The organism is Paenibacillus sp. GSMTC-2017 (genome assembly GCF_016019935.1).
Lineage (GTDB): Bacteria > Bacillota > Bacilli > Paenibacillales > Paenibacillaceae > Pristimantibacillus.
The window spans coordinates 281,744-308,363 of the sequence record NZ_JAECMT010000005.1 but is presented as its reverse complement, the minus strand read 5'-3'; the positions used below and the strand labels follow the sequence as shown (position 1 = coordinate 308,363).

Below are 26,620 nucleotides of genomic sequence, written 5' to 3'. Positions count from 1 at the left end.
TATATTCATAGTCTAATTAGCGCTGCGACGGCTAAACCATCTCCAAATCGGTTCTACATCCTTTTCATTCATATACGATAAGTTGTAGGAGAGTGCACTACCTAACACATGAACCGATAGTGAAATAATACCTCTTTTCCGTTGTGCTATGGAGCGCTTCACCTTCATCGTTACGATTCGAGGTTTTCTTACATAATACGTTGTACGATTAATAAATCGTTTCCGCAACGTTAGCTGATCGCCCTTAAGCAGCAATCCCGCTGTCCGATGACAGCTAATTCTCCACAAAACAATAAGAGGCAACAACAATAACGACCATGCTCCAACAGTCCCAAAATAAATGATACAACCGGTACATAGCAACATGGCAACTAATAACGGAATTCGAATATAGAAGGCTAATGCCTTCCTTGGTGACAACACCAAATCTGTTTTGTTATGCTGCACCATCTGAGGTACAAATTGATCTAGAACACTTTGGATTTCTGATACTTTTACAAAAGGATGTAGCATGAGTTGCTCTTGTTTATCTGAAGATACAACTTGCAATTTAACTTCTGCATATCCAAAAGGCTGTCTCAGTAAGCTCTCAGAAGTGATTACAGCTTGCACATTTTTGGGATCAAAAAGTACTGTCTTTTTCTCAAGTAAACCGTAAGATACTGAAATTTGTTTGCCGTCCCTACGAATCGCATATCCGCTATACTTCAATATGTAGAGAACAACCGATAATAACCATGCCAGCAATATTACACTAATCGCAACTATAGTAATGAGCAATGAACTAGACATCATGCTCGTTGAATCTTCTACAACATCCTCAAAAAAGTGATCTGGTAAAAACAGCTTAAGGAAATCATCCGCGAAGGAGTACAATCCCCCAATAAAAGCGATAGCCAAACCAAAGTTAAGCGATGTCGCAGCTGCCTGAAATAATTTCCCTGCATCTAGCGTTAGTAGCGGTTCAGACTCTTTCTTTAACTGAGTTGCGTTAGACTCTTTCTGCGAAGATGATCCTTCTACGTTGTGAACATGATTTAAAGTCATCGATTGCTGCTCATCAACAGCATTCAACACGACTGAACCTACTGTATCCTGTTCAGAACCCGCACTTTTTTCTATACCTTGCGCAAAATTGCGAAGTTGTTCTCTTATTTGGTTAGCATCTTTCATCGACAATGTATGTAGAATACCATCTGCCTTCTTATTGCCGCCAGGTGTTTCGATCTTTAACTGCGCTACACCAAGAATACGTTGAATAAAAGGTTGCTCTACATTAACGGAATGTATCCGATTATAATAAATCGTTTTCTCTTCTCGGAACAACACACCTTGTCTAATGATCAATCGATCTGCTTCCATCCAGAAGCCAAACCTTTTCCACTGAAGAAAACATAATAAAACGATAAATAGAAATGCTACTCCAATACCAGCAAACCAATACCATTCAACTTCAGACCATTCTATCCCTTTAAAAAGCATAATTAATATGATTGGCAAAAAACCGCGAATGACTGAAAGCACTCCGAACAAAATAAACGATGGATGCAGCGTTCTACGTTCATTCATCTTGCTCATCCACCCTTGCCAATTGGCCGAGACGGCGTTTCAATGCTTCAGCCTCATCCTTTTTTAAACCTTCAATGACATGTGTTGTTGCTGCAGTAACTACTGATACGCTGGCCAAATCGAACTTACGCATAAGCGGCCCGCTTCCAAGCTCTACGTGTTGCACCCGAACCATAGGTACGAGCACATTGCTAGTGAAAATAATGCCAGACTCAATTTCTAATTCCTCTTCAAAAAGCTCATACTTAAATCTAGCGTATTTCACACGCGGAAAAACCCAAGTAAATCCTATGAGTGAAATGATGAGCAGTCCAGTGCTAATCCACACAGGTATGAGCGTCCAATCTTGCCATAACGCCACACCAACGTAAGCAATTATCAACAATAAAAAGATTCCATTGACGATTAGTTCCGTAATGCGGTACACCTTCAAATAATCTTGATGTAGTCGTTTTGTAAGTTCTCTGTTCATCTACTTCTCTCCTCCTAATCTATCCCTCCTATTACACCAATTTTCCAATAATCCGTCAACCCATTACGAGCTCTGAAGCCCCCTTTATATGCCATTCTATTGGCCCCATTATTGAAAATGCTCTCGGATATACGATCTTTGCAATTAATATAACACCCGGTCGTTGTAGGGTAACTTCAAAATCATAGGTATCATTTCGATAGTAAAAAGGAAAACTGCGATCTGAGTTAATGATCTCAAAAACAACTACTTCTACTGGATGTTCGAGAAATGAATGTTCTAATGGTTTCCCGCTTTCATCCAGCAATAAATTTGCTTGCAAATAACGTGATGCTTCATCGCTTGCTAAAGTCGAATCAATTCTCATTATACCTTCAGCTAACGATACTTTATCTATCTGTTGTGCTGCAGCATGCGCAGCTCTATTAATGGCTCGTTTTCCTTGGAAAAGTGTCTTCATTGCCATTTCTTCTTCCACTTGCAGCAAATGAACCGTTAGCCATACGACCATCATCGCAATGACAAACACGAGCTTGTACAATGCTCAAGATCCCCCTTTCTTCAAGGGACGTATTCGCTCATCTTCATCCCATAAGCACGCATTCTCGCATCCTCGGAGACAGGTGTAATCCCAATCAAGGAGTCGATGACAAATAAATTTTCATACGGGTAGCTGATCGTAAGTGATATGCCCGCCCCTCTTGGTACCGGGACGCTTGCGACTGTAGGATCAACACCGCTAGTAGTGCTATATTCATAACGTATGGAACTCGCATTTAATCCAAACTGAACAAGGCGCTCACTAGATTGCTGCTCCATATCTTTACTTATATATCCGTATGCTCCGCTTGCTCCAACCTCTAACAAATAGTCAACTTCTTGTTGTAAAACAGCTTGCCTTACGATGACAACATGTTTGTAAATTGGTGAAAACATAAGCCAGCAAAGCATTGCAGAGAACAAAACAAACACTAATATTTGTTTCATGGACTCATTCCTTCAATATATTCGCCCATTGTCCCGCCAACTTTGTTGATTTGGTTCTTCATTCCGTCATCCCCCTCAGCGACAGACGTATATATGAGAATAACAGCAATAATTAACAACATAGATGTAAGAATTGCACGCATTCTATTGCACCTCCAAACAGCTTACATCATATAATCTCGTACCTTTCCGCTCTTCCACTCCTATATCTATCTCTTCATTAATTACGGCACCAACTGACTAATTCTAGTGTTTGCAGCATCTCCCTGTGATTGGATTTGACTACTAGTTCCCGTTGTATCTTGAGCGATAATGGAGTTAAACAATACGATAACTACTACTAGCAACATCACTGTCATCAAAATGTTTCGCATGCCGTCACCTCCCTTCATTCACAAATTGCAACATTACGTTAACCCAAAGATTGAAATAACTTCTGACCTTCCATCACCCATGGATAAATAAATACTTGAAATGTATATAAGATGGGAATACCCGCGATAGCGAAAAGAACATAGGAGGTTGACTCCTTACGACTTTCTTTGGCTAGCTCTATCTTCTCCTTATAATCCGCAATTCTTACTCTAAGTAACTCGTAATAATGACCACTCTCATGTTGCCTTAGTGCATCTATCGTCTCAACAAAGCTCATCCCATCATCAGTACCGATTCTCAGCTTGAACCCTTTTAGTGCTTGTGAAGGATCGTGATACCATTCTGCTAACAACCATTCTAAATCGCTTCGCATCACTTTCGTAAATGGAATGCAGCGCATTAGCTTTGAGTGAATATGCAGTGTAGAATCAGATAAATAAAGAAGTTGGTTGCTTATTGTATAAATCTCTTTCGTCATTTGTAACGATCGCATCTTGAGAAGTGATCTTAGCCACATACGATCCAGCTTCAGAGCGGCGATAACAACTATCGGAACCCCCACCGATAGCTGCGCGATGATAGATGTGTACGAACCTTTATAAAGCAGAACTATAAGAAGTAATACAGTCGTTAAAACAAAAATGACCGCTCTACGAAGTAGCATGTACCACATAGGATCTGCCATTACTCCACAACCTGTTAACAATAGCTCACGCTCTTGATAAGAAGACAGCCCCTTCTTTATTCCGAATAATTTAAGCCACTTTACTGGTGGAGATGATGTGCGCCAATCCAGAAGCGCGAGTTTTTTCCATCGTGTCTGACGTTTTGGCATTAACTTAAGCAATGCAAAAATTGCCGCTCCTGCAAATACGAATTGTAATGCAATCGAACCAATTCGGATGGATGCTGAAATCCACTCATACATCGCAGTGAACCTCCTACATTTTTTTTCGTGATAACCAAAGTCCCATTAGAAATGAAAGAAAAATCAAAATTAGCGCATTTAGGAGCATGTCTCTTCCTTGTGGGTCCAGCAAATAATAAAAATAAGCATTTGCTTTGTTGTACTTCAAGTTGATTCCGATAAACAATCCAAGAAATAACAGCGGAGTAAAGTTAGCTATTCTTATTTCTAACAGTCGATGGCGTTCCTGCTCATTAGCCCGCCTTGCTTTCCTCATGTCTCCAAGCAACTCACGCAAACTCTCCGAGATTGATACACCTTCTACCAGTGAGACGCGAATAATGTTGACGAAATAATCTGCCCACACATGCCCGAGCGAAGCGGCCATTATTCGAAGACTTGCATCATCATCGCCCCTTACGGAAAGATTGCGATATAATTGTTCAAACACGGCCTGCATAGGGCCTAATAACCTCTTTTCCTCTACAGTCCTTTGAAGGGCAACTCGAACTTGCCTTTCTCCTGTTACGAGATAACATTGATAAAACAACTCTACAGCAGGAAGAAAATCGATCTGTGCTCCCATTCTCCGATGAATAAGAAGCCCCCGTAGCCATACATATGGTGCAAGTCCTACAACAAGTCCGAATAACACCATACCTTTCGGCGTTTGAAAAAACATACCTCCAAGTACAACTCCTGCGAGCAATAATAGTGCTGAAATGCCCAAAAACATATCCGCCTTTACCTTTATCCTTAACGTTTCTAACAACTCTGATATATGATCATGAAGTATTCTAAACGGCTTAAATCGTCGTTCTAATAGTGGACTAATACGCGGGAAAGAGTGATAAGTCAACCTGTTTTTGAGGCGACGTTTGTCATCCCAATAAAACAAAATGAAATAGATACAAATATAAAGAAGAACAAAAAGTAGTATGCCAGCCGCAAGAAGAGAAATCTTATTCATTTATATCTCCCCCAGCATCTTTTAGCCTTGTTTTGGCATCGTCAGAAGGCTCCTGTGGATAGATCCAATCCTCTTCCTCCAAATCATAACGTGCCCAATCTCTTACGTAAGTCTCCCCATTTCTCCATCCGATTTCACCTATTCGAACTATAATTCTTCTTCCATTCAACACGCGCATTTCAATTCCGATTTCGGTTACATTTTCCGCAATTCTTTTGGCTAGCCTTTCGGGGTTCATTCCTCTTCCGTCCAGCATGCACATATCGGTAATCGCTTCTGGAACATCTTCGAGATGGTTCGCATGAACAGTTGTCATACTACCAGAATGCCCCCTTGTACATGCACGAACATATATGTTTGCATCATCGTCTCTAATCTCAGCATGTATGATTCGTTGTGGTGATTGTCTGAGTGCTAGCTTGAATGCTTGACTAGACTGATGCATAGAATCATCCTCCGAAGATTCATATTCAATGATGTTTTTATTCGGGAAATCTCGACCAAGCATCATTTCGAATCGCCCTTCAATCGTAACGATCCGCTCCTCATCAGGTATTTCTGCAATAAGCGCTTTCATCAAATTCGTCTTGCCAGAGTTAGTTGGACCGATAATAACAATATTGAATCTTGCACGTAAAATCGTTCTTAACATATGCAGTACGCGTTGGTTTAACGTATAATAAGGCTGCTCACATAATCTCCCGAGACTCATACCGCTTACTGTATAGAAGCGAATCGTAAGTGTCGGGCTAGCAGTAAAGCCAAATCCTGTCATCGTTACGCGTGAACCGTCTCTTAACATTACCTCAGCCCATCTTTTACGAGGATTTATGCGATCATTGTTGTATAACACCAAGTTTTGCTGAATGCGTTCCACTTCTTTCAAGCTGTCAAATCGATAATTTGAGAGGGTTGGGCTACCACCTCGAACCTCATATATTCGTGTACCAACAACTTGAATTTCCTCTAAGCCTGCCTTGTTCGATAAAACAAGCTCAAGAACATTAAGCCCTACCACTTCAGCGAACAAAGCCTCAGAAAGACTTGTATATGGATGTTTCGATGTATTCACATTATGAATTCTCAGTCTAATCAATCGATCTTCGATTAGGGCAAGTATTTGCTCTCTTTCCTCAGTAAAGCCAAGTACAGCACGATTTAGCTTCTCACTATATTGTCTTCGTTCATCCTCTGTTAATCCTCTTGGAGCACTTAAATAGGTTCTGATTTCATCTGCTAATCTGTCGAACTGATCAGAATCTGCTACAACTAATTCCTCTGTAGTGATAGCATTGTTTGTTACTACTGTCTCACTCCGCATTTTTGCTGCGAAATCAGCAGGAGAAAATTTATTCTGCCCTAACGTCAAGAGGAGCTCACTCCATTCCGATGCGTAAGGAGCTTCCTATACCATGGTTGACGGACAATTGGAGAAAAGCTCCCCTGTAACTGATGGCGTTCCATTAATATTTTTGCCGGTTCCTTCATTGCTGCTTTGCCCGTAGGATCATCTTTTAACCATTCGTTATAAGCACCTTTATCTAATCCCGCGAATAATGTGTCGGTCATGCGAAACTCTCCGAGCGGAGAAGTTCCAAGCTCCTTACTAATCTCTTTCATACTATAACCTCCTGTTCCCCATGGATATTGAACGACAATACATTCATATTGATTTACATGAACTTCAAAAAGTGGAGAGACCCTTCCTATCCAGCGTCGTCCATCCTCTTGGAAATGGGATAAGGCCGGCGTTGTAACAAGGACTCGTGAATCGGCTCTTCGCACAGCACATATTGTTGCGGCATTGTCCCAGTAAGCACCAAGGTCTACAAAAACAGCGGAGAATGTCTTCTCTGCTACCGTTAACAAATGCTCAATTTCTTCTGGTCTAAAAAACTCAGCTTGCTCCCGATTCAAGTTCCCGAATAAAACCCGTAAATTCGGTTGACCTTTCACCGCATGAGTTGCGCTTCTTAGCATATCTACAGTCAAAGCTGAGGATCGCAGCTCAGGATGCAACTTGTCTAACGAAGCTACCGGATCATCCATTCCAATGAAACGTTGCAGCTTCGCACTCTTCAGATGTAGACATAAATACCCGATGGGCTTGCCACTCCACTCAGCAAGGCGATAAGCGGTCGCAAACGCAGCAGTCGTCGTGCCGATATTAGGTGTAGTACCAATAAACGCTATGAGAGGTGCAAGCTTTCTGCTCACTTTCCTTCCCCCTCTTTAGCGGAGTCTGTTGTTCCATCTAAACGACTAAAGGACTCGGAGCTATACGCTACAACAAGTTTGTTTTCACCACTTTTGCATAACCCATCTATCTCTAGCCATTGCTTTTCGGTTAAATTAAGATTCACATATTCGATCATCGCGTTAGCATCACGCCTAGCAACATACATCCCATCCTTATTGCTCTCGGCAAGAGATAACAAGTGCGACTGTTCCAAGCTATCGATTTCTACGTTGCCAGAACTCTTCACCGAAGCAACAACTACGGATTGCTGGAATATCCGTCTCGATTCACCGATCTGTCCTGACACATAGATCAACACCCGATCACCTGCTCGAATGCCATTTGATACAGAGCGAATATAGTCTTTAGGAATTTGGAATGTTGCTTCTTCCCCACTAGGCTGCAGATGGTGGTCATTAAACTTCCAACTTAGAATGACCTCACCCTTTCCGAGAGGAATAGCAGCTTCCTTGCCTGCCGCAGCTCCCATGTCAGTAACCATTTCTTCCGAGTAGGAGTCGTATGAAAGTCTCGTCACTTCCAAGTCATTCCGTTCAATACGCTCACCTGCAGATATAAATCGTTTTGGCACCACCACTTCTATCGTCTCTTGCTGCTCAAGCTGCTGCCTTTGGAGAACATACAGTCCATATACAAGTGCAGCAGACAACAATGCTGCCGTTACACTCATCCACACGTTTCTTCTTCCTCTCATCACTACCCCTTCCCGAGCAACAAAAAAAGAACGCAATCAGTCGCCTTTGTTTCGGCATACTGCTTGCGTTCTTCGCATTATTGTGCTCATATAATAGTTCAAATACTAATTTGAGCCTATAATAGCAAATACTGTCGCTTTTTGTCTATCCTTATTTTGAAATTCAATAAATTATTCAAAAAAACATACCTTCATAGGCATTAAAGTCAAAAGTCAATTAAGCCTACGCTAATTAGCAAGGCATCATCTACTTTACGCATCGTTTCATCGTCCAGATGCGTTATTTTATCAGTTAAGCGTTGCTTATCGATTGTTCTAATCTGCTCAAGCAGTACGACGGAATCACGATCAAAGCCATGTACTGCAGCATCCATTTCTACATGGGTAGGCAGTTTGGCTTTCTGAATTTGAGCAGTAATAGCTGCAACAATAACGGTTGGACTGAATCGATTTCCTATGTCATTCTGAATGACAAGCACAGGACGGACTCCACCCTGCTCCGAGCCAACGACTGGGGACAAATCGGCAAAAAAAACATCTCCGCGTTTTACGATCAAGCTCTACACCCCGCTTACGAGACGACCTAATGTATGGTCCGCTTCTTCCTCCGCTTGAAACGCTTCCGAGGCCATATTCAGGTTTATTTTTGCCATTTCCATATAGCCACGCTGCATGGATTCACGGATTTGACGTTTTTTGCGCTCAACCAAATACTGCTTCATAGCTTGACGAATAAATTCGCTTCGATTGGAGTTTTCTTTGGCCACGATTCCGTCGACCTCCTCCAAGAGCTGATCAGGCAAGCTAATCATGATCCTTTTCGTATTATGCACATTGGCCACCGAACTCGCACCCCCAAAACTTTTCCAAAAGCCCATTAAACATTATAACAATATAATGACATAACTATACTTCAACATATCTATGTTGGTTGTATATCAAATATGCAATATTCAAATCCAGCATAAATCATGTAGGAGCGCTGCATACTACATTCGATATCGCTTTCATTTTCCCTGCTTTATATTCAAAAAGATGGATTGTAATTATTACCAATGAATGCTTTCCTATGTCAATTGGTTGCGTGTTTTTAGTAAGTTACCGGACTCCATATACAGTCTCGGAACTCTAGCAGCCAACATACAGATAACCTCATAGGGTATCGTACCTAGTTGCCCAGCTACTTCCTCAACAGAAATAAAAGAGTCTCCCTGCGAGCCTATAAGTACAACCTCTTCTCCAGCTTCAATAGTCATGACACCATGTTGCTGCTCAACGGATTCAAGAGAAATCATACACTGATCCATACAAATTGTACCTAAAATCGGCGTTTTTATACCACGTATCAATCCATTAGCTTTACCAGAAAGCATTCTACTAAAACCATCCGCATACCCAATTGGTAGAGTTCCGATTCTCTCTTCTTTCTCCGTCACATAACGAGTACCATAACTTATTCCCCACCCTGGAGGCGCCGACTTAACCCAAGATATCGTTGTTTTTAACGATAATACTGGCTTAAGATTAATGCGAACACGATTCACTTCTTCAGAAGGATATAAGCCGTACATTCCAATGCCAAATCGAACCATGCTTCCAGCAAAATGCGGCGTATCCATACCAGCAGCACTATTCGCTGCGTGAATGATTGGAATGGACCAGCCACGTTCATTCACAGTGTCAGTAATTTGCTTAAACCGCTCGTATTGCAACTTTGTATACGTTTTATCCAGCTCATCTGCTTTCGCATAATGCGTAAATAGTCCCTCTACCTCAAGCTGAGGCGTATTTAAAGACTTCTCTATAAAGGCTATTGCCTCTTCATGCCCAAGAACACCTAATCGTCCCATGCCAGAGTCGATTTTAATATGAACTTTAAGCTTATTTCCATCTTCAGGTATATCCAAAACTTCTGCACTTTGCCTAATGTCCTCGCGGAATAGACTTATCGTAATCTCATTCTTTCGAGCAAGCTCTAACGCTTCTGCAGGAACAAAACCAAGTACAAGAATCGGCAACTTAATGCCAGCTTTTCGTAATTGCAACGCTTCATCAAGAAAAGCAACACCCAAATAATCTACTCCGAACCGTTCAGCCGCCTCAGCAACTTCAACAGCTCCATGTCCGTATGCATTGGCCTTGACCGAAGCCATTAGCAAACATTGGTCCGGTAGCGCTTCTCTCATGGCTTGTAAATTATGTTGTAATGCATCTAATGATATTTCAGCCCAAGTATGGCGATAAAACGAATCCAAGACGTTCACCTTCTCCTTATTTCAAAACATTACAGTCCGAGCAGCAAACACTAGTTAGGTTAATGTTAAACGCTGCTGCTAGGACTGTCAATGAATTGAACTCCAGAAATGGCTAGTACGTCTCGGTTAAATTTTTGGTAAATTTGTTTATTACTTGTTATTTATCCATCTCACCTTGTACGGATTGAGCAACTTTGATCATCTCCGATTCCGGAAGATTATCACTTGTGAGACGGAATTGGTTTCCATGATATGTCCAAGTGAGCGTCTGAAGAGCATCCGTTTCACTGGAAGTCAGTTCTCCCATCGTGATGCCAAGATCAACAATGAGTCCAGGCGTTAGTGATGCTGCTTGATCCTTCGGCTCAGTCTGAATTAATGTGTAGCTGTATGTGCCATCATAACGTGTAATTTGTCCTGGGCTACCACTATATACGATATCCGTTGCATCCTTTTGAGATACACCCTCTGGGAAATATGTAGGCCCTAGTACAACAAAGTCTTCCGACTTCTCACCATCTACTCCTGTAGATGCATCGTCGTCCGGAGTAGTTGCTTCTTCCTCAGTACCGCTAGGCTGCTCCTCACCGTCAACAGCACTGTCATCACCTTCTACAGCCTTATCATCAGGCGTTACTGCCCCATCTGTTCCCGCTTCACCTTCTGGTGTCGCAATTGTTGGCTCATTTCCTTGCTCTCCACTTGTTGAAGGCGTCGCATTCATGTTTGCTTCTGTTTCGAACACGCTTCTTTCGAATTTTTGTCCGAATTTGAACGTATCGAATTTTACATCTACTAAAACAGATGCGTTTGTATCGCTAACTTCAACCTGTACAGGGCTGAGATCAGATTTGTTCAGCCAAATCTTTTGACGAGCAAGTGAGTTGTTGTTATAGTTCGCCATTACATCGAAGACGTAAGCATCATCATTTACTGCAAATGATCTAGAACCATCCACAATAATGCTCTGGATTAGTGTCTGGTACAAATAAACTTGGCCTTGATTTTGCGGCCAATCACTTTGGAAACGGAACACTTTGTTTAGCTTAGGTGTTAATACGAATACGCCCTCATCGTTACGAAGCACAATTTGAGTAATATCTTTTTCTTCATTCGTCAGCTTGATGCGATAGTATTGTGGCTGCTGATAAGATACCTCCACTTGATATTCCAGCGGCTGCTGGCCCGTGTGAAGCGTCATCGTCCCGCTTCCTTGATAGCTCTCCAAGTTGTTTGCTACTTTGTCGAGTTCCTTAACAACGGACTCGGCGTCCTTAGTACCGCAAGCGGACAACACGAAAGTGAAACACATAATTATTGCCACGGTCCAAATCAAACGACGCATGTGATCATCCCCTCTGCACACAAGTTTTTACTGGCTGATAACATGTCTATGAGGGGACTTGGACATTTATGCGGACTAGTTTGACAAGCTTTGTATGAGCTCATCAAGTTTCTTAAGAAAACCATTCAGTCTTCATGAGTATCAACATTTATACTATGCAAAATTAAGAAATCATCCTTTCTATACATAGGACTAAAGACATGGTATATTCGATTAAAAGTCAATAGAAATTAATCTCAATGAAAGGTAGTATTCTGAATACAATGCTAAGACCCTTTCACAATTCTTTTAGAATTCAATATTACAACTTAGGAGACTTTAAAATGTTGAAAAAAATTACTGTTTACATACTAGCTATCACGCTATTATTCCAAACTGAAATTACATTTGCGAGTTCAGACATTATTCAAGAGGATGTATCCATTGTATGGAATATAACGGAAGATCAATTAAAAGGTAAATTATACTATGAACGTGAAAACTCAAGTTTTGGACTAGGCGATGGAGGTGTTCCATTCGTTAACAAAGATGGTTTCACATATCTAATAACAAATGGAAATGAAAAGCGTGGTGATGTTACAACTAACAAGTTAACGATACTGAATCCAAAAGGGAAGATTTCTTGGGAAAAGCGATTTTCAAGTGGAGAGTTATTATCCAATAGAATATGGTTGGATGACCTTGGCGATTTTTACTTTATTACTCGTAGTCAAAAAGATAGGAACCTTTTCAAACTAAATAAATGGTCAGCAAGCGGCAAAGAAAAGTGGAGTGTAAAGTTACCACAAACAAAGAAAATACATTTTGATATGACACTAACTAAAAATCATGAAATCATTATAGATTCTGGAACAAATTTCATTCTATATGACACTGACGGTAAAATTATTGGTCAAAAAAATCTATCCAAACTTGATAATAATTTTCAAAGTTTCTTTACATCAGGTCAAGGATTGTTTGTATTTTCATCTATAAATCTTAACGATAATACGGCAAAACTGCATGTTTACAAAAAAGATTTAAAAAAGCAAATATCTGAATTCCCAGTTGATAGATATTTTTCATCTCCCTCTATTACCTTTTCACATCCTTCATCTGTATTCACTAATGGTGATCTATTGATACTTTCAAATGATTTTACTAATAATAAAGTTAATGCTTGCCGTGTAACAATAAGCGGTAAGAAACTATGGTGTAAAAATATCATTCCAATAAAACATCCTGGCTTTACAAGTCCTGATGATCTCAGTATGTTCCTTAGCGGTGACAAGCTATATCAAGATAACAAAGGAACACGATTTCTCGAATGGGATGTTAGAACTGGAAAAATTGTTAATGACTATTCTACTACGCGTGTAGTTAAACAAATGTCAGCTGACTATCATATTGGATCATTGAAAAGGCAGTTACTTTCTTCTCGCTCACTTTTGATACCATTAACAAGGAATGATATGTCTCTGGAAGTAGATAAGTTAATTTATGAAACATCTATGATTCACCTAGTTGTTATTGATCCAGAAACATTTCAAGTTGTGTGGAAATCGGAAGATAAAACAGGCGATCCATTAGTTAGCTTAATTGATAGAGAACTGAATGCTTCGAGATTCTCTCACATATTCGGAGCAGGTGGTGGGAAAGTATTTATTTACTACACGGATAAAACAACAGATAAACGTGGACTAGCACTTGTTCGAATTCATAATTTTGATACATTAACACATTGGGCACGTAAAGATATCAAATCTATATATGAAAAAAAAATTATTAGTGGGTTTGAGGATGGCAGTTTTCGACCAGATGATCCGATTTCAATGGAGCAGTTTATTACTATGCTAGTGCGGGCTTCAGATCATGTCATGAATAAACCTCAACAAACACAGCCGCTAGGGGATAATGAAAGATGGTCAAGCCAATATATTGCCACCGCTAAATCAAATGGATGGCTTAATGAAGTTCAGCTCCAAAATTATTCGCTTGCATTGCAAAGAAATGAATTAGCTCTTCTTTTATCCAAAGTTTTAGGAAATAGCATGCAAACGATTGATAATGAGATCCCAAATTCAGTATTTTTTGAAGATATTGATACATCAACACTTTACCAGCAAGAAATATATGAAGTTGTATCAGCCAGACTTATAAGTGGCTATGCGGACAAAACATTCCGTCCTAATCAGTATGTAACACGAGCTCAGGCAGTGACGGTCTTGAATAAGCTTCTACAATTTCAATTGTTTGATCAACATGTAAACATAAACTAGTTACTAGAATCTTGTTTTTATTCTCACTCTAAGTTCAATCAGTTGGAAGGATACTAGTATTCTTCCAACTGTTCACTCGGATACAGCTTTCATAACAATTCATCACTTAGATCCACTAAACTATTCCCTAAAGATTCCTCGCAAAGAAATTCTGATTTAGAGCGAATCCAAGATTAATCAATTATAGATTGCCAACAAAGTGGTATCCATTTTAAAAAACGCTACGAACTTCCTCTCCCCCTCTTATGGCTCGTTAACATCAAATAGATAAAAAATGGTGCTCCAAATAAAGCAATAAATCCACCTGCTGGAATATCTAATGGTGAAAATAACGTCCTCCCCATCACATCTGCAATAATAAGCAACATACCTCCGATACAGCCAGCCGCTGGAATCAATCGTATGCTAGGCGAACCGACCCATTTACGTGCCAAATGAGGAGCCATTAAACCAATAAACGCTATTCCTCCAGCAATACTTACGGCTGCTCCTGCTAACAAAACACTAGCACCAAGTAAAAGAAGACGACTTCTTTGAACGCTACTTCCTAAACCTCCTGCGATCTGCTCGCCAAACTGCAGCACATCAATATGTCTAGATGCGTATATCACAATAGGAATAAGAATTACAACCCACGGAGTGAGCGTTCCGACCGATAGCCATGAAGCACCATGCACACTGCCTGTCAGCCAGCTCATTGCCTGAGCAGTTAAATAAGTTGGTCCAGTTATAATAAAATAGATAATCAATGCTGACATCGCAGCTGATATTCCTAAACCTATCAATACAATTCGTGTTGGGGATGCCCCTCGTTTCCACGCAAGAAAATAGATTAACAATCCCGTTAAGAGAGAACCTACTATCGCTACAACAGGCATCCAATGAATACTGAATCGCCCTCCTGTCATCGTTAAGAAAGCGATGGCTGCTACATTACCTCCACCTGTAATCCCAATTAAATCTGGAGAAACAAGTGGATTTTGAATGACACCTTGCATTATTGCCCCTGCTACTCCTAGAGCAATCCCCACAAGTAGAGCAAGTACTACTCTCGGCAAACGAATATCCCAAATAATGAGGGAATATGTTTCATCTCCGAATCCCATTAGCACCTTTGCTACGTCGAAAGGCGATATGTACAACGATCCTGCCAAAATGCTGAGAAACGACAAAAGAAGCAGCAAGGTGAAAAGTATAACGACGATACTTCTCTGTTTTTTAATTAATGCAGCCACTTATTCACCCTCGCTTTCTAGCCAAATAGATAAAGAATGGAACACCTAATACCGCTGTAGCAACACCAATCGGCATATCTTCTGCTGGAAGCAATTGCTTTGCAAGCAGATCGCCATAAACTAACAGGTTAGCACCTAACACCATGCTATACAGGATAATTTTTCGATAATCAATACCAACAAGAAACCTTGAGACATGCGGAATAATGAGGCCAACTAATCCAATAGGTCCTGTAATAGAGACGGAAGCGCCTGCTAACACTACAACGATGATTGCAAGCACCATTTTAATAAGTTTCGTTCGTTGTCCCAGACCCCTCGAAACATCTTCTCCCATCGACAAAACATTGAGGGAGCGAGACGTGCAGAAAGCACCGATCATTGCAATAACGATATAAGGGAGGACTGCCATCAAATGACTCATTTCTCGACCCGAGAGTGAACCAATGAGCCAAAATAGCACCGTGTCCATATTTTCTTTTCTGACCAAATAAATAATGGATGTTAATGAGGAACAAAAAGCTGAAATTGCTGCACCTGCTAATACGATATTCACATGTATTTCGCCACGACCGAATAAACCGATACTATATACCAATATTGCTGTTATTGCTGCCCCGGCAAATCCGAACCAAACCAGAGCTTGCAAAGTTAGTCCAGAATCAATAAAGCTGATTGCTAAAGTAATAAATAAAACAGCTCCAGCATTAATTCCAAATATAGAAGGAGACGCCAATGCATTGCGTGTCAAAGCTTGCATTATTGCACCAGCTACAGCTAAGCTTGCTCCAACGCTAGCAGCAATTAACGCTCGCGGAATAGACAGTGTCATAATGGTTATATGTGCTTTAGAATCATCATAATGAAACAGTGCATCGTATAGCGTGTTAATAGAATAGGTATGATATCCGAACAACACATTGCAAATTATACCGACTATTAAGACGATGATGCCCAAAATAAAGCAAGAAATTAAACTAAACTTACTTTGAAGCATAGCTTCAAGACTCCCTCCTTATAAAACATAAACTTTCACTATCGAGCAGTTTCTGCTCGTCAGTGAAAGTTTTTTTTAATCTGCTCTATTGAATTGTCAGCTTGGAAAATCTCTCTTCGATATCTTGGATGAGCAACTTAGCGGCAATAACACCACCTGCTGTATTCCAAATTGGCTCATTTACATTAAAGATGTGTTGTTTAGCAACCACATTCAGCTTCGCAGCAAGAGGACCTTTCAACCATTCATCTGCTGTTTTACTTGCACCTGTATCTCCATCACGGTCCGATGTAAAGTAAAACAACACATCACCGTCGAGCACATCTATCTGTTCCTTAGATATATCAGCAGAAAACTCATCTTTATTTTGTGCGTCTGGTCTAGCGAAACCTAGATCAGCTAGGATAACGCCTGCAAAATTTTCTTTGTAGTATACGCGCACTTTACCTGGCTGGAAACGAGCTAATGATACTTTTGCTTTCGTTTTATCTCCAAGACGGACTTTGACGTCACTAATCGTCTTATTGTATTCCTCTAAGAAAGTTGCGCCTTCCTTCTCCTTGTTCAAAGCTTGTGCGTACAGCTCAAAATTCTCAATCATGCTATCGCCAAGATTTTCTGTAAGAACAGTGGGAGCAATGGCTTCAAGTTGCTGATAAATCTTTTCCTGACGAACTTTAGTTCCAAGTATAAGATCCGGCTTCAAGCTTGTAATAAGCTCCAAGTTAGGCTGCGTCTCGTCACCTACTACTGTTACATCTGCCATCTGATCCTTAATATGATCGTACCATGGATCACCAATCCACGACTTTACAGCTCCAACAGGTTTAATTCCAAGTGCTAATAAAGACTCAGTTCCTTGGTTCGTAAGCACAACAACACGCTTAGGCTCAGCAATAACCGTCGCTTCCCCCATCGCATGTTTAACTACACGCGGGCCTGCAGGCTCTGAACTTGCTTGTGGAGTTGGCTCTGATTTAGCATTACCTCCGCCACATGCCGTTACAACAATTGAAACAATGAGTAGCATTAATAGAGTAGATAAACTTTTTTTCTTAATCAACTTGATTATCCCCTTTCATTTTTCCTTTTATTTTCAGTGATAATAATAACTATTATCATTACCAAATCAAAAAAAATAACTTATAATAACGTATAGGTCCTATTTCCTCGAGGTGAAACACAACACTCGTTTGATGTTACTATGGACTACCGTTATTAGGCAATGCTTCTAAAGGGCGTTATAACATCAAATAGACAGAATGGAGGATGTGTCCATTTGAAACCTGCACCTCTTGATTTTTCGCTACAGACAGATGAATGGATTGAAACCGCATTACTCAAGATAATGGAAAATAAACATTATACCAAAATAACAATAATCGAAATTGCAGCTACCGCAGGAATCGTCAGGCAAACACTATATCTGCACTTTACAGATAAAGATGCTATTTTATTAACTATTTTAGATAAGTTGATGAATGAAGTTTGGGAACAATTTGATGATATACAAAGTAATAGCGAGGAAGTATTTGCAACCTTATTCCGCAACTGGAAACAACATATCCCTTCATCATTGCTATTCAATATTACTTATAAAGATCGGAAAATTAGACAACTAATTTTTAAAAGTATTACAGACTATGTAGACAAGCAGTTTTCTGGAAGTCAATCCTCTATTCATTTCTATACGAGACGCGCATTCTGCTCAACCATTCATAATTTGCTAGTGGAATGGACGCTGCAAGACTTCTATCACACACCAGAAGAAATGGGAGCATTAGTGTGCAAACTGACAGCATCGATGCGTGAATGCATGGAATAAACAAACCCTCTACCTTTACAAAATAGAATAGCGAGTTCGAAGAGTAGCGATCATTTCATCGATTTCTGATGGTTCTGGCATACGAAGGCTCATAGAAGAGGCTTTAACACCTTCCGCCGATTGACGGCTGCGAATGACCTCTTGAACCGCATTCGCAAATCGGTGCGCCGCTTGAGGCCCAAGTCCAGCAAGCTCTTCCAGACTAGCTGTACTATTCCCAACCACAATCGGGTGGTCAAGATCCTTCCGCCCGCTTGAAGCAACGTCGTAAAAGGAGCTGACAAGCTCAGCCCGACTTCTCCCCGAACCTCCAGCTACAACAAAAGCTTGAATAATCGATGCGTGAGTTTTCCGTCTCTGTGCGATACCACAAAACTTATAGCCATCTATACTTAAGTCAAAATCGCCTGGACAGTAGGCACCGACGATTTCCCCCTTCTCGACAATTCGTTCTGTGCCGATAAGCGCCGTACTGATTAATTCATACATAAGCTCAAAGTCATCGTGGAAATGATAATTAACTGTGATGTCTTTAGGAAAGATGAGCGAAATATTGACTACACCAGCATCCAATGGAACTGCCGCTCCTCCAGAATTACGTACGATAGTCGCAAAGCCAAGTGACTCCAGCCAATGCTGTGCTTGCTTGGCCTCGGGCAGCTTGCTATCCCGATGACCCATAATAAGCGCTTGCGGATGGCGCCAAATATGACAAATAGGCGGCCCGCCCTTACCCGCGTTATGACATAACAACTCGTCGAGGGCAAACGGGTAGAACGGATCAATATGATCAAGTTCATCCATCCGATTGAGCAACAGCATTTTACCCCAGTTATCGTTAATCATCTTCTTATTCCTCTCTGACTGTCTTCATGGTGATACTATAATAACATTCACTGCATCAATCCGTATAAATCATCCTCTTAGTCATGCCGCCATCAATAGTCAGGTTAGTGCCAGTGATGAAGTCATTAAGCGGGTCAGTCAAATATAAACACGCCCTTGCAATATCTTCTGGAGTACCAACACGACCAGATGGATGCTGAGCATGATCTTCCGGTCGAAGCTTGTTATAGTCTCCCGTCTCAATCCAGCCCGGACTTACCGCATTAACCGTTATTCGGTCTGGTCCTAGTGAAACAGCAAGTGCGTGCGTTAGTCCAACAATTCCAGCTTTTGAAGCCGCGTATGCCTCAGAGTTCGCCTCAGACATGAAAGCGCGGGTAGAGGAGATATTAACGATTGAACCGCCTTTACCGTTTTTCCTCATAAGTTTAGCCCCTTCGCGTGAACAAAGAAACGTTCCCTTTAAATTCGTATTAATGACGCTGTCCCACTCATCAAGCTCAAGGTCATAAGGAGATTTCCATATGCCAAAACCTGCATTGTTTATTACTATATCAAGCCGGCTATATGTCCGTTCGATCTCATGTATCATAGTTACAATTTGCTCCGGCTTACTTATATCTACAACGAGGGACAATGTCTCAAAGCCATCATCTCTAAGCAGCTTTTCTGTTCCATGTAATCCTTTATCATCTTTATCCGCAATAACAATGAGTGCGCCCTTCTTGGCATATGCTTGTGCCAGCACACGCCCTATTCCCGCTCCAGCTCCTGTAATTAGAACAACCTTGTCCATTAATAATGGCTGATTATCTATTCTCTTACTCATATCCAGACCCCCTAAACACTCTGAAAACTGACTGAAATTCACTAATATCGTTATAATAAAGCAACTACGAGTCTATTTAAAGCGGTTGTTTTAAAGGCAACTGTCATTATGTTTGCGGAACACATTGAGGGGGATCTTTTCTTTTCTTTTCTTTTCTTTTCTTTTCTTTTCTTTTCTTTTCATTTCTTTTCTTTTCATTCCAGATCCGAATCTGCGGCGTCTTAAAAATAACGATAAGTAGCTCAAATTAATAAATTTCAGACTTAAATCGTTGTCCACTTTTGATTTTAGACGCAAAAATACGCCTATTTCATCGCTCCAATTGGATATCCGATTAACTAAGCGTATTTTTGTATTTGATTCTTCTTTTTTACTAAAATGCATCTCAATTAAGTGTATTTCTACTCCTAATAAAACTTCTCATGCCCATTTACTGGCTCTCCCAATTTCAGCTACCATATCCATGGATCTAAAATTGAGCGTATTGGCTCATATCTAACAATTCGAACACCTTTTCCTGCGACAATAGGTCGTAATTTGCCTTTATCACATAACATTTTTAAATATTTCACCGCCGTTCTCCCATCTATTTGAAACTCTCTTATTAAATCCATTGGGCGAATGGACTTACCCGACCGAACTGCCGCAAGTAGCACTTCGCGCTCCAGAAGAGATAACGATTGTTCAAACGTCCCAGCACCCCAATATGGGGCAATTAGTGACTGCAATAAAGAAACAATAAACTGAGGCTTTTCTTCTAACTCATCAAATGGGACAGAAACCACACGATAACCTAACACCTGTAAAAATATCTCGCGGTTTAATTCCCTCCGATAACGAATACGATCAGTATTTTGGACATGAGGACCGTATCCTTTTATTTCAAATGCAAACTTCGATTGACCACGATGCCAAACTAGATCTATAAAATACGGTCGACCGTGCCAATCTACAACTTCATACTCTGGATGCAAATGTTCGAAATTTCCGAATATAGGCCACCAAACTTGTTCCAAAAACAACCGTTCTCCATGTCCATGCCCACGCTTAAGTCTGCTCTTCTGTTCACCTTTCCTTTTACGTAAATGCCCCTCTAACCATTTCTCATGCTCCTCAGCGAATCCCATTTAACCAACCCCTTTTTTTTGAAGTAAAAAGAAGAACGCCCCATGCTTCTTCCGTAGAAGTAGACATGGAGCGTTCTTCGCCATAAATGATTACATATATTGTAATCGACCATCATTATGCCGGCAATCTATTTTGAATTTAATAATAACAACTTATCCAGCAGTAACTGAAAGCACAATACGACTGATTAGACCAAACAGATCATCTTAGCTCAAAAACACACTTATTTCGAAGTCTTTTTCGCGTAATTATTAAACTAAGCACAAAAATACGTTTAATTGATAAAGAGCCCGCTTCATCTAAGCCAACTAAGTGTATTTATGCACTTAGATCGCTTTTTAACTTCTCGCTACCTGCCAACATACTTCGTTTAAATCCATCATTAAACACTCAGACAAAAAGATCTAATAATTTTTCTATTGTAGGTTCGGGTATGTCTACTTTACTAAAGTAAACATACCCGAACCTACAATAAAATCGTCAATCCCCTTATAACTCCACTCAGGGTCTAATGCCGCAACTGGTTTTTCCAAAGTATTTGAATGCTGCATTTTCAAAAAAATATGTAGACATTCTTTCATTGAGCTCGATACAAACTAAGTTTATTGCTGTCCACTGTGTACCTTCCGTTCATGGATTTCGCTATCAACTAAATACTCTCCGATCGTTTGTTGTTACAATGAATCTAACCATTTAACGTCAAATCGAACAACATGCTATAACAACTTCTAAATGATATAATAGAACCAGTTTCCATAAGGAGGGCATCATGTTCATAGCAATAGGCCTAATTTTTCTCGTTATATACGCACTTATCGTCTTTTATATCGGTTGGAGCGGCTGGTCATGGATGAAGTCGTCGGTATCCCGTCGTTTCAGATTAGTTTATATTATCTCGCTAGTCTTTCTAGCCAGTTCGTTCATCCTTGCTAGAGTGTTCGAAGGTTCTTTTATACTGAATTGGATAGGTTCTTACTGGCTAGCGATCTTCAGTTTACTTGTGTTGATTTTGCCAGTTGTCCATCTCATCGTGTGGTTGACCAAGCTCACATCGTTGCCACGCCACCACGTACAGAGATGGTCTGGAATTATCACACTAACGGCTCTTGTATGCCTTATCGGCTTTGGTAGCTTTAATGCTTACAGCCCATACGTAAAATCATACGACATTCATATTGATAAAAAGGGACCCGTTACCGGTAAGCTTAAAATTGTGATGGCTTCCGACATGCATTTCGGCTACTTATCCGGCAAGGATCATGCGATTCGAATGGTCGAAGAAATTAATGCATTGAAGCCAGATATCGTCTTGTTCCCTGGCGACATCATTGATGATGATATTGTTCCTTATGTGAATCAAGGAATTGGTAAAGTATTAGCGCAAATAAAAGCGCCTTATGGCGTTTACGCCTCATTAGGCAATCATGATCGGTTCAAAGGCGAGATGAAAGATCTGATTGCACTTCTTGAAGAGAGCAATATGCAAGTTTTGTATGATGAAACTATTGATGTTGGTGGCTGGCTTACATTAATTGGCCGCAAAGATTACAGTGACAAAACACGCGCAGAGCTTGCACAATTAACAGCAAACTTAAATCAATCTAACCCAATAATGTTGTTAGACCATCAGCCTCATGGCTTTGATATTGCAGAGAAGCTTGGTATCGATCTTGTCGTGTCAGGTCATACGCATCGTGGACAGATTGCACCAGCTAATCTTATTACAAGTCGCATATTCGAAAATGATTGGGGTTATTTACGAAAGGGACAGCTTCATACGATCGTTTCCTCTGGATTTGGATTTTGGGGACCACCCATCCGTATCGGTTCTCAGGCCGAAATTGTCCTAATTAATGCGACATTCTCCAATAAATAAACTTCATATCTAAAGCAAAACCTCCAGTTCCGCAATCTCATGCGCGCACTGGAGGTTTTTGTCCTGTTAACATTTAATTGTTCATTTTATTTAATTTAACTATCGAAGCTACTAAAAATCATGCAAATGTAACTATGTGTAATCATATACCACTACTTTACTTTCTTCGAGACCAGACAACAACAGGTATAAATAAGAGCGCGAGAATTCCTCCAGCAAAAGATAGTACAGTATAACTTGAACTCGCAACGACTATACCAGCCATAGCACCACTTGATGCTCCAGCTAACGCGATCGTAACATCAACTTTCCCTTGCATTTTAGCTCGTGTAGATGGAGTGGTGGCGTCCACGATAAGTGTTGTCCCGCTAATCAATCCAAAGTTCCACCCGAGTCCAAGGAGAGCAAGAGCAACAATTAGCAGTGGTATTGAATCACCTGGTACTGTAGCAGCTATTGTACCCGCAGCGAGTAACGTAACACCTGCAGCAATTGCCATCGGAGTTCGTCCTATTCTATCCACTAGATAGCCCGTTATAAGTGAAGGCAGATACATAGCCCCGACATGAATACCAATAACCAAGCCTACATCGCTTAAACTATGCCCATGATGACTCATATGTATAGGTGTCATCGTCATAATCGCTACCATAACAATTTGAGTTAACACCATAATGGTTGCCCCAACAACGATTCCCCGTTTGCCAGCAACATCCGATGGCGTGTTCACATTTGCTTCATTAACAACATTCGATTTTTGCATAGCTGCTACCGCTTTTGCAACGATAAGAGGATCTGGACGAAGAAACACTAGCAATACCAACCCAGCAATGATAAATGCTGCTGCAGCTAGAATGAATGGCCCTGCTAACGCAGGTACACCAATTGAAGTCGCGAACCGTCCCATGTCATCAACTAAATTGGGTCCTGCAACAGCACCTAATGTCGTCGATACTAACGCAATACTTATTGCGGTAGCTCGCTTTTTGGGAGTAGCCATATCCGTTCCTGCATATCTAGCCTGTAAGTTAGTCGCCGTACCAGCGCCGTATACAAAAAGGGATACAAACAAAAGCCACACTAATCCTGTTACAGCTGCGACAACGACTCCAATTGCGCCGATACCACCAGCAATAAATCCTGATGCTAAACCAATTCGGCGACCATATCGCTCTGAATATCGCCCTATTAACAGTGCTGCAATTGCGGAACCTAGAGTGAACAAAGCAGTAGGAGCTCCTGTGAGCCCCTCCGCACCAACCATATCTTGTGCAAGCAAAGCTCCTACGGTTATACCTGCAGCAAGACCTGCTCCTCCAAATATTTGTGAAAGAACAACAATAATTAACGTTCGTTTATATAGCTGTTGCTGCTTAATTGGAGAATCCAAATAACACTGCAACCATTTAGGATGACTTTCACTTTCGTCTGTCGAATCTGTGATTCTTGGCATCTATGAGGTAGTCCTCTCTAGTTACTTTGTTAGGTTAAAAATTAGTTCGGTCTCTTTCCCTCCCAAGAACCAATAATGATTAAGCTTCAACTTGTTACCTTCTCTACCAATAACACTTAAACCTTCCCACTGGCTAAATGTAATATCACTAAAATCAGCAGTCTTATAAATAGCTAACTGCTCTTCATTTAACACATGATCCGCTAATCGCGTCGCTTCTTTAGTCTCCCTGTTAATAAGAGTCAACCATCCTGAGAAATAAGGTCTTACAACCATATACTCATCATCATAAAACTCTACTTGGAATGTGTCATCATTGTAACCAGTGAGTGCTTTCAAATCATGTTTTTCAGTTTTAACACCTTTTCCATCCACTTCATACAATGTCGCTCCATCGATTAATAGTGCATGTTTATCCGTTGATAAGTCGATGGATCGATTAGGGTGAGTACCTCCGTAACTTGTCTTCGTCTCCAATTCTACCTTACCAGCAACAAGTCCGATTTTAAAAATATTACTATTAATACTTGGTTCGCCAAAGTTATCATAAATTTTGAGTACTTCTACAGTTGGTGAAATATGCTCTACTGTGAACTCATTGTAATCCAATACTTCAACAGAAGTATCAGCGAAAAACTTAGCTGTTCCAACTCCACTAGCGACAAACAGCTCTCCACTTTTTTTATCTACCCAATAACCTTTTGACCCTTTCACAGTGAATATGTATTTATCTATTAACTGTTTTTTCTTTTGCCTTCCATACTGCCTTTGATCCAAATGCTTCTGATATGAATCGGATTGGCACATAAACAACACCATTCTTGTTCATTGGGATTGCAGTCAATGTATACGACTTCCCGTTTACAATTGCCGTTTTGGTGCCAAGTTTCAGTTCAATCGTTGTCTTAGGCCCATTTACAATTATTCGTTTCCCCTCGGAAATCCAACTCACTTTACTTTTCAATAAATTCCCCGTTTCCCTGAGTGGTAAAAAAACGGAGCCGTTTTGCAAGAGTGGCGGATTCTTAAAGTGATCTTGTTTAACATCGTTTAAAGTGATCGTTACAGGTTTTGATTGTGCTTTTATATTTTGCGGTAGTGAAGTAGTAACCACCGCGACTATTGCAATAGCTAAAGCAATACCTTTTACGCTTTTAAAACCATTCATCATTATTGCTCCTCCTTCAAATGGGGTTCGATCCACCTGTTATGACGCAACCAACTGGGAAAAGTTGCATTATGTCTCCCCGTCGTCCGTCGCAGACTCTCCCCGCCTAAAGGCCAGCACGTATTATGGTCCGAGGACCGTTACGAAAAGAACTTGTAAGCTCTACAATTAGGACATAGATGAGCAACAGGAAAGGATGATTGATTTATGAAAAAATTATTTCGTTCAACGACAGATAGCAAGTTTACAGGACTATGCGGAGGGCTTGGACAGTATCTAGGAATTGATTCAACAATTATCAGACTTCTTGTTGTTATAGCAGCATTCTTTAGCTTTGGAGGGGTTATCTTAGCCTACTTTATAGCAACGCTGTTTATCCCTAAAGATTCAAGCAACAGCTTCAGAACAGTTGATCACTACTAACATAGATTAGCGCATACCTAAGAAATAACTTATAAAAAGTAACATACATTTGAGGAGAGATGAGAAATGGGAATTTTACACCGTGTATTCAGTATGACAAAGGCAGCAGCAAATGAGGTTCTTGATAAGATAGAAAATCCAGTGATGATGCTTAATCATTACTTAAGAGATTTAGACGAAGAAATTGCAAAAGTGGAACGTTCTATCGCACAGCAACATGCACAGACTCGCTTCCTTCAAACGAAGTTAGGAGAATTGCATGGTCAAGCAAGTTATTATGATCAAAAAGCAGAACAAGCCGCTACTGCCGGACGCGAAGCCGAAACTCGTACAGCACTGGAAGCAAAACTTCTCTACCTGGAACAAGCTGAAGAAACAGCTAGACTTCACCATATTGCCGAGCAAGCAGCAATCGAACTTACAGGACGTCTAGAATCATTGAAAGAAGAAAAAGTTAGATTGCAAGGAAAACGAAATGAGCTCATTACTAGAGTTAGGCAAGCTGAAGGAACATCCTCTTCCTCTCAAACAAATTCCCCATATGGAGGAAGTACAGCAGCACAAGGCTTTGATCGTATTGAGCAAAAAGTAATGGAGTGGGAAGCTGGACGTGAGCTTGCAAAAGGTTCTTACAGTGTTTATTCCAGCGGTAATGGCTACGAGCAGCAGCAAGAGCAACGTAATGCACGTGTAGATGAGGAATTGAATCGTCTTCTACAGAAGAACTCCAGCAACTAATAAACATCTA

At 40.6% G+C, this 26,620-nt stretch carries 29 protein-coding genes; 5 read left to right on the top strand and 24 right to left on the bottom strand.

What is annotated here, in order from left to right:
• Positions 1 to 12: 12 nt before the first annotated feature.
• From I6N90_RS20340 to I6N90_RS20270, 15 genes are all read right to left on the bottom strand, one after another.
• Positions 13 to 1,569, bottom strand: a complete 1,557-nt coding sequence (locus tag I6N90_RS20340) for a PH domain-containing protein (RefSeq protein ID WP_197937485.1) — start codon at positions 1,567 to 1,569, stop codon at positions 13 to 15.
• The gene (locus I6N90_RS20335; RefSeq protein ID WP_197937484.1) at positions 1,562 to 2,041 is read right to left on the bottom strand and encodes a PH domain-containing protein; all 480 of its coding nucleotides are present in this window, start codon (positions 2,039 to 2,041) and stop codon (positions 1,562 to 1,564) included. Before I6N90_RS20335 ends, I6N90_RS20340 begins: the two co-directional genes overlap by 8 nt.
• Positions 2,042 to 2,096: 55 nt before the next feature.
• Entirely contained in the window at positions 2,097 to 2,582 is a 486-nt protein-coding gene (locus I6N90_RS20330; RefSeq protein ID WP_197937483.1) for a hypothetical protein, read from the bottom strand.
• A gap of 20 nt (positions 2,583 to 2,602) precedes the next feature.
• Positions 2,603 to 3,028 carry a hypothetical protein gene (locus I6N90_RS20325; protein ID WP_197937482.1) on the bottom strand — a complete coding sequence of 142 codons (426 nt, stop codon included), beginning with the start codon at positions 3,026 to 3,028 and terminating at the stop codon, positions 2,603 to 2,605.
• Entirely contained in the window at positions 3,025 to 3,171 is a 147-nt protein-coding gene (locus I6N90_RS20320) for a hypothetical protein (RefSeq protein ID WP_197937481.1), read from the bottom strand. Before I6N90_RS20320 ends, I6N90_RS20325 begins: the two co-directional genes overlap by 4 nt.
• Positions 3,172 to 3,252: 81 nt before the next feature.
• The gene (locus I6N90_RS20315) at positions 3,253 to 3,402 is read right to left on the bottom strand and encodes a hypothetical protein (RefSeq protein WP_197937480.1); all 150 of its coding nucleotides are present in this window, start codon (positions 3,400 to 3,402) and stop codon (positions 3,253 to 3,255) included.
• A gap of 38 nt (positions 3,403 to 3,440) precedes the next feature.
• The gene (locus I6N90_RS20310) at positions 3,441 to 4,331 is read right to left on the bottom strand and encodes a hypothetical protein (RefSeq protein WP_197937479.1); all 891 of its coding nucleotides are present in this window, start codon (positions 4,329 to 4,331) and stop codon (positions 3,441 to 3,443) included.
• A 13-nt stretch (positions 4,332 to 4,344) separates the two neighbouring features.
• Positions 4,345 to 5,280, bottom strand: coding sequence for a type II secretion system F family protein (locus I6N90_RS20305; RefSeq protein ID WP_197937478.1), 936 nt, complete (start codon positions 5,278 to 5,280; stop codon positions 4,345 to 4,347).
• Positions 5,273 to 6,649 carry an ATPase, T2SS/T4P/T4SS family gene (locus I6N90_RS20300; protein ID WP_232243190.1) on the bottom strand — a complete coding sequence of 459 codons (1,377 nt, stop codon included), beginning with the start codon at positions 6,647 to 6,649 and terminating at the stop codon, positions 5,273 to 5,275. The genes I6N90_RS20305 and I6N90_RS20300 overlap by 8 nt, the downstream gene beginning before the upstream one ends.
• Positions 6,646 to 7,497 (bottom strand): hypothetical protein, encoded by an 852-nt coding sequence (locus tag I6N90_RS20295; RefSeq protein WP_197937477.1) that lies wholly within the window; start codon positions 7,495 to 7,497, stop codon positions 6,646 to 6,648. Before I6N90_RS20295 ends, I6N90_RS20300 begins: the two co-directional genes overlap by 4 nt.
• The gene (locus I6N90_RS20290) at positions 7,494 to 8,234 is read right to left on the bottom strand and encodes an SAF domain-containing protein (RefSeq protein WP_197937476.1); all 741 of its coding nucleotides are present in this window, start codon (positions 8,232 to 8,234) and stop codon (positions 7,494 to 7,496) included. The genes I6N90_RS20295 and I6N90_RS20290 overlap by 4 nt, the downstream gene beginning before the upstream one ends.
• A 206-nt stretch (positions 8,235 to 8,440) precedes the next feature.
• Positions 8,441 to 8,791, bottom strand: coding sequence for a type II toxin-antitoxin system PemK/MazF family toxin (locus tag I6N90_RS20285; RefSeq protein WP_197937475.1), 351 nt, complete (start codon positions 8,789 to 8,791; stop codon positions 8,441 to 8,443).
• A 3-nt stretch (positions 8,792 to 8,794) separates the two neighbouring features.
• Positions 8,795 to 9,076, bottom strand: coding sequence for a CopG family ribbon-helix-helix protein (locus I6N90_RS20280; protein WP_197937474.1), 282 nt, complete (start codon positions 9,074 to 9,076; stop codon positions 8,795 to 8,797).
• A 225-nt stretch (positions 9,077 to 9,301) separates the two neighbouring features.
• Positions 9,302 to 10,489, bottom strand: coding sequence for an alanine racemase (alr, locus tag I6N90_RS20275; protein WP_197937473.1), 1,188 nt, complete (start codon positions 10,487 to 10,489; stop codon positions 9,302 to 9,304).
• Positions 10,490 to 10,646: 157 nt separating this feature from the next.
• Positions 10,647 to 11,834 (bottom strand): LolA family protein, encoded by a 1,188-nt coding sequence (locus I6N90_RS20270; protein WP_197937472.1) that lies wholly within the window; start codon positions 11,832 to 11,834, stop codon positions 10,647 to 10,649.
• Positions 11,835 to 12,157: 323 nt separating this feature from the next.
• Here I6N90_RS20270 and I6N90_RS20265 point away from each other — a divergent pair, with 323 nt between their 5' ends.
• The gene (locus I6N90_RS20265) at positions 12,158 to 14,092 is read left to right on the top strand and encodes an S-layer homology domain-containing protein (protein WP_197937471.1); all 1,935 of its coding nucleotides are present in this window, start codon (positions 12,158 to 12,160) and stop codon (positions 14,090 to 14,092) included.
• Between the two features lie 221 nt (positions 14,093 to 14,313).
• Here the strand turns inward: I6N90_RS20265 and I6N90_RS20260 are convergent, their stop codons facing one another.
• The 3 genes from I6N90_RS20260 to I6N90_RS20250 all read right to left on the bottom strand — a co-directional run bounded on the left by I6N90_RS20260 (position 14,314) and on the right by I6N90_RS20250 (position 17,393).
• A complete protein-coding gene (locus I6N90_RS20260) occupies positions 14,314 to 15,327 on the bottom strand; it encodes a FecCD family ABC transporter permease (protein ID WP_332262481.1) in 1,014 nt (337 codons plus the stop codon).
• A gap of 4 nt (positions 15,328 to 15,331) precedes the next feature.
• On the bottom strand, positions 15,332 to 16,324 hold the full coding sequence (locus tag I6N90_RS20255) for a FecCD family ABC transporter permease (RefSeq protein WP_197937470.1): 993 nt from the start codon (positions 16,322 to 16,324) through the stop codon (positions 15,332 to 15,334).
• Between the two features lie 85 nt (positions 16,325 to 16,409).
• Complete coding sequence (locus tag I6N90_RS20250) at positions 16,410 to 17,393, bottom strand: ABC transporter substrate-binding protein (protein WP_197937586.1); 984 nt, start codon at positions 17,391 to 17,393, stop codon at positions 16,410 to 16,412.
• A gap of 210 nt (positions 17,394 to 17,603) precedes the next feature.
• Here I6N90_RS20250 and I6N90_RS20245 point away from each other — a divergent pair, with 210 nt between their 5' ends.
• The gene (locus I6N90_RS20245; protein ID WP_232243189.1) at positions 17,604 to 18,149 is read left to right on the top strand and encodes a TetR/AcrR family transcriptional regulator; all 546 of its coding nucleotides are present in this window, start codon (positions 17,604 to 17,606) and stop codon (positions 18,147 to 18,149) included.
• A 15-nt stretch (positions 18,150 to 18,164) separates the two neighbouring features.
• On the opposite strand, the gene I6N90_RS20240 is transcribed toward I6N90_RS20245, so the two are convergent.
• The 3 genes from I6N90_RS20240 to I6N90_RS20225 form a co-directional block, all read right to left on the bottom strand.
• Positions 18,165 to 18,995: a lipoate--protein ligase family protein gene (locus I6N90_RS20240; RefSeq protein ID WP_197937468.1), complete on the bottom strand. Its 831-nt coding sequence runs from the start codon at positions 18,993 to 18,995 to the stop codon at positions 18,165 to 18,167.
• 55 nt (positions 18,996 to 19,050) lie between these two features.
• On the bottom strand, positions 19,051 to 19,824 hold the full coding sequence (locus I6N90_RS20235) for an SDR family NAD(P)-dependent oxidoreductase (protein WP_232243188.1): 774 nt from the start codon (positions 19,822 to 19,824) through the stop codon (positions 19,051 to 19,053).
• A 452-nt stretch (positions 19,825 to 20,276) separates the two neighbouring features.
• The gene (locus I6N90_RS20225; RefSeq protein ID WP_197937466.1) at positions 20,277 to 20,951 is read right to left on the bottom strand and encodes a hypothetical protein; all 675 of its coding nucleotides are present in this window, start codon (positions 20,949 to 20,951) and stop codon (positions 20,277 to 20,279) included.
• Positions 20,952 to 21,721: 770 nt separating this feature from the next.
• Between I6N90_RS20225 and I6N90_RS20220 the strand changes: the two genes are divergently transcribed.
• Positions 21,722 to 22,828: a metallophosphoesterase gene (locus tag I6N90_RS20220; protein ID WP_197937465.1), complete on the top strand. Its 1,107-nt coding sequence runs from the start codon at positions 21,722 to 21,724 to the stop codon at positions 22,826 to 22,828.
• 157 nt (positions 22,829 to 22,985) lie between these two features.
• Here I6N90_RS20220 and I6N90_RS20215 read toward each other — a convergent pair whose 3' ends face one another.
• From I6N90_RS20215 to I6N90_RS20205, 3 genes are read right to left on the bottom strand one after another with little or no spacing between them, the layout of a single operon-like run.
• On the bottom strand, positions 22,986 to 24,281 hold the full coding sequence (locus I6N90_RS20215) for an MFS transporter (RefSeq protein WP_197937464.1): 1,296 nt from the start codon (positions 24,279 to 24,281) through the stop codon (positions 22,986 to 22,988).
• A 21-nt stretch (positions 24,282 to 24,302) separates the two neighbouring features.
• Positions 24,303 to 25,058, bottom strand: a complete 756-nt coding sequence (locus tag I6N90_RS20210) for a hypothetical protein (RefSeq protein WP_232243187.1) — start codon at positions 25,056 to 25,058, stop codon at positions 24,303 to 24,305.
• On the bottom strand, positions 25,009 to 25,452 hold the full coding sequence (locus I6N90_RS20205) for a copper amine oxidase N-terminal domain-containing protein (RefSeq protein WP_232243186.1): 444 nt from the start codon (positions 25,450 to 25,452) through the stop codon (positions 25,009 to 25,011). The genes I6N90_RS20210 and I6N90_RS20205 overlap by 50 nt, the downstream gene beginning before the upstream one ends.
• 204 nt (positions 25,453 to 25,656) lie before the next feature.
• Here I6N90_RS20205 and I6N90_RS20200 point away from each other — a divergent pair, with 204 nt between their 5' ends.
• Both I6N90_RS20200 and I6N90_RS20195 read left to right on the top strand, forming a co-directional pair.
• Positions 25,657 to 25,872: a PspC domain-containing protein gene (locus I6N90_RS20200; protein ID WP_197937461.1), complete on the top strand. Its 216-nt coding sequence runs from the start codon at positions 25,657 to 25,659 to the stop codon at positions 25,870 to 25,872.
• A gap of 66 nt (positions 25,873 to 25,938) precedes the next feature.
• Entirely contained in the window at positions 25,939 to 26,610 is a 672-nt protein-coding gene (locus I6N90_RS20195) for a PspA/IM30 family protein (RefSeq protein ID WP_197937460.1), read from the top strand.
• Positions 26,611 to 26,620 lie beyond the last annotated feature (10 nt).